The sequence below is a fragment of the Serratia sp. (in: enterobacteria) genome, assembly GCF_046715635.1.
Taxonomy (GTDB): Bacteria; Pseudomonadota; Gammaproteobacteria; order Enterobacterales; family Enterobacteriaceae; genus Chania.
Map to the genome: position 1 here is coordinate 1 of NZ_JBKJYW010000185.1, position 5,804 is coordinate 5,804.

Genomic DNA, 5,804 nt, shown 5'->3' on the forward strand with positions numbered 1-5,804 from the left:
GGATGGACGTATACGAGAACGAACGCGACCTGTTCTTTGAAGACAAATCCAACGACGTGATCCAGGACGACGTTTTCCGCCGCCTGTCCGCCTGCCATAACGTGCTGTTTACCGGCCACCAGGCGTTTCTGACGGAGGAGGCGTTGACCAGTATCTCGCAAACCACGTTGAAAAATATTGAACAGCTGGCGCGGGGTGAAGCCTGCCCTAATCAGCTTAATGCCTGATGCTTTGGGGCGCGCTTAGCGCCCCTAATTCTTCCGACAAAACCTAAACAGGTTCACAATAATGAAAAAACTCATCCCTTTAGCCATGGCCTGCGCGCTATTGGCTGGCTGTAGTACCGCTGAAACCCAACAACAAACCGTAGTAGAAAGCGATTTGCTGCATCATAACTTTGTTTTACAAAGCGTGGATGGTGTGGCGGTTGAGGCAAAACAAGGCAGCGGCCCGAGCATCGAGTTCGGCGAGAAAATGAATATTTCCGGGTCTATGTGCAACCGTTTCTTCGGCCAGGGCCAGTTAGACAACGGCGTGCTGACGGTGAAAAACCTCGCCACTACCCGCATGATGTGCGCGGATCCACTTCGTAACCAATGGGATCAAACCATCGGCACGCTGCTGGCTAACGGTGCAAAAGTCTCGCTTAACGGCCAACAGTTGACCCTGAGCGGCAGCGATCACCAACTGGTGTATACCCTGAAAGACTGGGTCAATTAATTTTCCCCCTCACCCCAACCCTCTCCCAAAGGGAGAGGGAGCTGGAACGGTGATGTAGGTAACAACGGTTGTCAACCTATAGCACGTTGCGTCCAGGATAAAATGGACTTACCGGGAACAGGCTCCACGGCCCAGCGCCGACTCTTCGCACTGCTTGCCGTTCGGCATCTGACACATTCTGAGCGTATCGCCGTTGAGCGAATGGGCAATGGTGGTTACCCCTCCGACGCTGGCACAGCTTTCGCTGGTAGGTATCGCACCAATATTGGCACTGGTAGCGATCTGCTGTGGTTCTTGGTTATTATTGCTGCTGCAGGCAGCCAAAGAGAGTATGGCGCCGGCAAGCAGCCATTTTGCTGTGATCATTATTCGTACCCCTGAACCGAAACGATGCTGTGTCATTTTGCCATTGCTGATAACCCGAGCCACTGGAACGATGGGCCCGTTTGGTTATCTTTGATGTCCACCCGTTGAGCTTCACGTTGCCGCCTATTCATCAACAAGCGGTAACCGGAAAGACAACTTTAGTAATCTAGCTTGTTAGCTTAATAATAGAAATATGATTAGCCATTAATTTGGCTTTTTTTTGACCTGAAAGCATTTTGCTCCCGATCAGTGCCCTGCCGACTTGGACAGCAGATTAATTACCAACACCCCGGCAATAATCAGCCCCATACCAATCACCGCAGGCAAATCCAGCTTCTGCTGGTAAATAAACACCGCGGCAATAGACACCAGCACGATCCCCAACCCGGACCAGATGGCATAGACAATCCCCAGCGGCATGGTTTTTACCACCATCGAAAGCCCCCAAAATGCTATCGCGTAGCCCAACACTACAAACACCGATGGCCACAAGCGGGTAAACCCTTCAGAGGCTTTCAGCAAGGTGGTGGCGATCACTTCGGCGATAATCGCCATGGCTAAATAGATAAATGCGGTCATTTTCAACTTCTTCTTTCTGTTTCGCGTCACATCAATATGATACGCGGAGATTAAATTAGCGTTACATCGCGGCAACGCTTTACCATTACGCTGCAAATAGTAATTATTTTTTAACGAAATATCACCTTACATCCAGATTTTGTGCGCCACACAAATGCGATAAAGCACAAATAACCCCCTCTGTTAGACTTTACTGATGATTATAAGAAGCTGACTTTTGCAGCTTTGTGAGCACAGAAAGGTACTGCAGATGATTACTACAGATGGTAATAACGCTGTCGCTTCCGTGGCTTATCGCACCAGTGAAGTGATTGCCATTTACCCAATTACCCCGAGTTCGACCATGGCGGAACAAACCGCTGCCTGGTCCAGTGACGGCAGGAAAAACATTTGGGGCGACGTACCCAACGTGGTGGAAATGCAGTCCGAAGGCGGAGCCATTGCTACCGTGCACGGTGCGTTGCAAACCGGCGCGCTTTCCACCTCCTTCACCTCGTCCCAGGGATTGCTGTTGATGATCCCTTCGCTGTATAAGCTGGCCGGGGAGCTGACGCCATTTGTCCTGCACGTTGCCGCTCGCACCGTCGCAACTCATGCATTATCCATCTTTGGCGATCACTCCGACGTGATGGCCGTACGCCAGACCGGTTGCGCGATGCTGTGCGCCAGTAACGTGCAAGAAGCGCAGGATTTCGCGTTGATCGCCCAGACGGCCACGCTAAACAGCCGCCTGCCGTTCATCCATTTCTTCGATGGTTTCCGCACCTCGCATGAAATCAACAAGATCGCCCCGCTGAGCGACGAAACGCTACAGCAGATGATGCCGCAGGACGCCATCGACGCCCACCGTAGCCGGGCTCTCACGCCGGATCATCCAGTAATACGCGGCACGTCGGCCAACCCGGATACTTACTTCCAATCGCGGGAAGCGACCAATCCGTGGTACGACAATACTTACCCGCATGTGCAGCAGGCGATGGACAAGTTTGCTGCCATCACCGGCCGCAGCTATCAGCCATTTGAGTATTACGGCCATCCGCAGGCCGAACGCGTGGTGATCCTGATGGGGTCTGCCATCGGCACCTGTGAAGAAGCGATCGACCACCTGCTGACTCGCGGTGAAAAAGTGGGCGTTCTTAAAGTCCGGCTTTATCGCCCCTTCTCCGCCAAGCATCTGCTCGCCGTACTGCCGGAAAGCGCACAAAAAATAGCGGTGCTTGACCGCACCAAAGAGCCGGGTGCTCTGGCCGAGCCTTTATATCTGGATGTGATGACCGCGCTGGCAGAAGCCTTTAGCCGTGGTGAACGCGCCAGCATGCCGATGGTGATTGGCGGGCGCTATGGGCTGTCTTCCAAGGAGTTTGGCCCGGACTGTGCGCTGGCCATTTTCCGCGAGTTGATGCTGGATAAGCCCCGCCCACGCTTTACCGTGGGTATTTTCGACGATATTACCGGTCTTTCACTACCGCTCCTCGAAGAAACGCTCCCTCAGCGGGACTCGCTGGAGGCGCTGTTCTATGGTTTGGGTAGCGATGGCTCAGTTTCTGCCACCAAGAACAACATCAAAATCATCGGCAACAGCACGCCGATGTTTGCCCAAGGCTACTTTGTCTACGACTCGAAAAAGGCCGGTGGCCTGACCGTGTCACACCTGCGGGTTAGCGATAAGCCGATCAATTCGGCGTACCTGATCGACCGCGCCGACTTTGTCGGTTGCCACCAGTGGCAATTTATCGACAAGTATCAAATGGTGGAGCGGCTCAAACCTGGCGGCATTTTCCTGCTCAACACCCCTTATAGCGCGGATGAAGTCTGGTCACGCCTGCCGCAGGAAGTCCAGGCGATCCTGCATCAGCGCCGGGCAAAGCTTTACATCATCAATGCTGCCAAGCTGGCACGCGAATGCCATTTGGGTGCCCGCATCAATACCGTGATGCAGATGGCCTTCTTCCATCTGACACAGATCCTGCCGGGTGATGTGGCGTTGCAGGAGCTACAGGGAGCTATTGCCCGCAGCTACAGCAACAAGGGCCAAGAAGTGGTCGAACGTAACTGGCAGGCCTTGGGCGCCACGCTGAGTGAGCTGACGGAAATCCCGTTACGCCCACTAGACAGCAACAGCCCGATACGCCCACCGGTGGTTTCCGACGCCGCGCCGTATTTTGTCAAAACCGTTACCGCCGTGATGCTGGCCGGGCTGGGCGATACCCTGCCGGTTTCTGCATTCCCACCGGACGGCACCTGGCCTGTGGGCACCACGCAGTGGGAAAAACGTAATATCGCCGAAGAAGTGCCGATCTGGCAGCCGGACCTGTGTACCCAGTGCAATCACTGCGTCGCCGCCTGCCCGCATTCTGCCATTCGTGCCAAAGTGGTTCCACCGCAAGCCATGGAGTATGCCCCTGCCACGCTGCAATCGCTGGATGTAAAATCCCGTGATATGCGCGGCCAGAAATACGTATTGCAGGTCGCCCCTGAAGATTGCACCGGCTGCAACCTGTGCGTAGAGGTTTGCCCGGCGAAAGATCGCCAGAACCCGGAAATCAAGGCGATCAATATGGCATCCCGTCTTGATCATCTGGCTGAGGAAAAAGCCCATTACGACTTCTTCCTGCAACTGCCTGAGATCGACGCTTCGCAGTTGGAACGTATTGATATCCGCACCTCGCAGCTGATCTCTCCGCTGTTTGAATATTCGGGCGCCTGTTCCGGCTGTGGCGAAACGCCGTATATCAAGCTGCTGACCCAGCTGTATGGCGACCGGTTACTGATTGCCAACGCCACCGGCTGTTCTTCGATCTATGGCGGTAACCTACCCACCACGCCTTACACTACCAATGCAGAGGGCCGTGGGCCAGCCTGGGCAAACTCGCTGTTTGAGGATAATGCCGAGTTTGGTCTGGGCTTCCGCCTGACGGTGGATCAGCACCGCCGCCGCGTATTACGCCTGCTCGACGCGTTGGCACCGCAGTTACCTGCCCAGTTGGTGGCCTCACTGCAGGCAGACGAAATTGCCACCGGCCCACGCCGCGAGCAGATTGCCGAATTACGTAGCCTGCTGGCTAACGTAGCTGGCAACGACGCTCGTCAGTTGGCTACCGATGCCGATTATCTGGTGGATAAGTCCATCTGGCTGATCGGCGGAGACGGCTGGGCCTACGATATCGGCTTCGGCGGTCTGGATCATGTGCTAAGCCTGACGGAAAACGTCAATGTGCTGGTGCTGGATACGCAGTGCTACTCCAATACCGGCGGGCAGCAATCCAAGGCCACTCCGCTGGGGGCCGTGACCAAGTTTGGTGAGCACGGCAAGCGCAAGGCCCGTAAGGATCTTGGCGTCAGCATGATGATGTACGGCCATGTGTATGTTGCGCAGATCTCGTTGGGTGCGCAGCTTAACCAGACGGTGAAAGCGATTCAGGAAGCAGAAGCCTATCCTGGCCCTTCCCTGATCATCGCCTATAGCCCTTGTGAGGAACACGGTTACGATCTGGCACTGAGCCACGACCAGATGCGGCAGCTAACCGCAACCGGCTTCTGGCCGCTTTATCGCTTCGATCCACGTCGTACTGCGGAAGGCAAAGCCGCATTGGCGCTGGACTCCCGACCACCGAACAGTGAGCTGACGGCGACATTGAACAAGGAACAGCGTTTCCGCCGCCTCAACACGCAGCAGCCTGAGGTTGCCGCCGCGCTGTATGAGGCAGCAGAAAAAGAACTGAAGGAGAAATACGACTTCCTTAGCCTGCTGGCTGGCAAGTCGGAGAAGGCAGGTTCGGAGTAACTCTGTTGAGGGCGCGATTTCGCGCCCTTTTTCTGCTATCTATCCTTGAATGGCTTTGAACCTTTGCCTGACATACCACAGCTCAAACGAATAATGACCAAATCCTCCCAGAGAATGCTAAACTTGCCCGCTAAAAGTGTCATACCGCCGTAGCGCACCCAAATGAGAACGAGCACGATTTAAATGTCAGAAAATCAAACAATTAGCCAAAAAGAGCAGTACAACCTGAACAAACTGCAAAAACGCCTGCGCCGCAACGTGGGTGAAGCTATCGCCGCCTACAACATGATTGAGGAAGGCGATCGCATCATGGTTTGCCTGTCCGGCGGGAAAGACAGCTACACCATGCTGGAGA

4 protein-coding genes and 2 pseudogenes are annotated in these 5,804 nt (G+C 54.7%); 4 read left to right on the forward strand and 2 right to left on the reverse strand.

The genetic code is table 11. The features are described from left to right. Positions 1 to 227, forward strand: a pseudogene (locus tag ACLQ7H_RS09090) (2-hydroxyacid dehydrogenase); the annotation flags it as partial. A 61-nt stretch (positions 228 to 288) separates the two neighbouring features. After that, on the forward strand, positions 289 to 720 hold the full coding sequence (gene hslJ, locus ACLQ7H_RS09095; RefSeq protein ID WP_411752380.1) for a heat shock protein HslJ: 432 nt from the start codon (positions 289 to 291) through the stop codon (positions 718 to 720). A gap of 108 nt (positions 721 to 828) precedes the next feature. Here hslJ and ACLQ7H_RS09100 read toward each other — a convergent pair whose 3' ends face one another. Continuing rightward, on the reverse strand, positions 829 to 1,086 hold the full coding sequence (locus ACLQ7H_RS09100) for a DUF333 domain-containing protein (RefSeq protein ID WP_071683445.1): 258 nt from the start codon (positions 1,084 to 1,086) through the stop codon (positions 829 to 831). Positions 1,087 to 1,332: 246 nt separating this feature from the next. Next, entirely contained in the window at positions 1,333 to 1,665 is a 333-nt protein-coding gene (locus ACLQ7H_RS09105; RefSeq protein WP_411752381.1) for an SMR family transporter, read from the reverse strand. A gap of 250 nt (positions 1,666 to 1,915) precedes the next feature. Between ACLQ7H_RS09105 and nifJ the strand changes: the two genes are divergently transcribed. Together nifJ and ACLQ7H_RS09115 are read left to right on the forward strand one after the other, a co-directional pair. Continuing rightward, complete coding sequence (gene nifJ / locus ACLQ7H_RS09110; protein ID WP_411752382.1) at positions 1,916 to 5,449, forward strand: pyruvate:ferredoxin (flavodoxin) oxidoreductase; 3,534 nt, start codon at positions 1,916 to 1,918, stop codon at positions 5,447 to 5,449. 183 nt (positions 5,450 to 5,632) lie between these two features. Next, positions 5,633 to 5,804: pseudogene (locus ACLQ7H_RS09115) on the forward strand (tRNA 2-thiocytidine(32) synthetase TtcA); the annotation flags it as partial.

Excerpts from the sequence above, each read along its gene's own strand:
- ACLQ7H_RS09105 (WP_411752381.1), bottom strand. The coding sequence starts at position 1,665 with ATGACCGCATTTATCTATTTAGCCATGGCGATTATCGCCGAAGTGATC.
- nifJ (WP_411752382.1), top strand. The coding sequence starts at position 1,916 with ATGATTACTACAGATGGTAATAACGCTGTCGCTTCCGTGGCTTATCGC.
- ACLQ7H_RS09100 (WP_071683445.1), bottom strand. The coding sequence starts at position 1,086 with ATGATCACAGCAAAATGGCTGCTTGCCGGCGCCATACTCTCTTTGGCT.
- hslJ (WP_411752380.1), top strand. The coding sequence starts at position 289 with ATGAAAAAACTCATCCCTTTAGCCATGGCCTGCGCGCTATTGGCTGGC.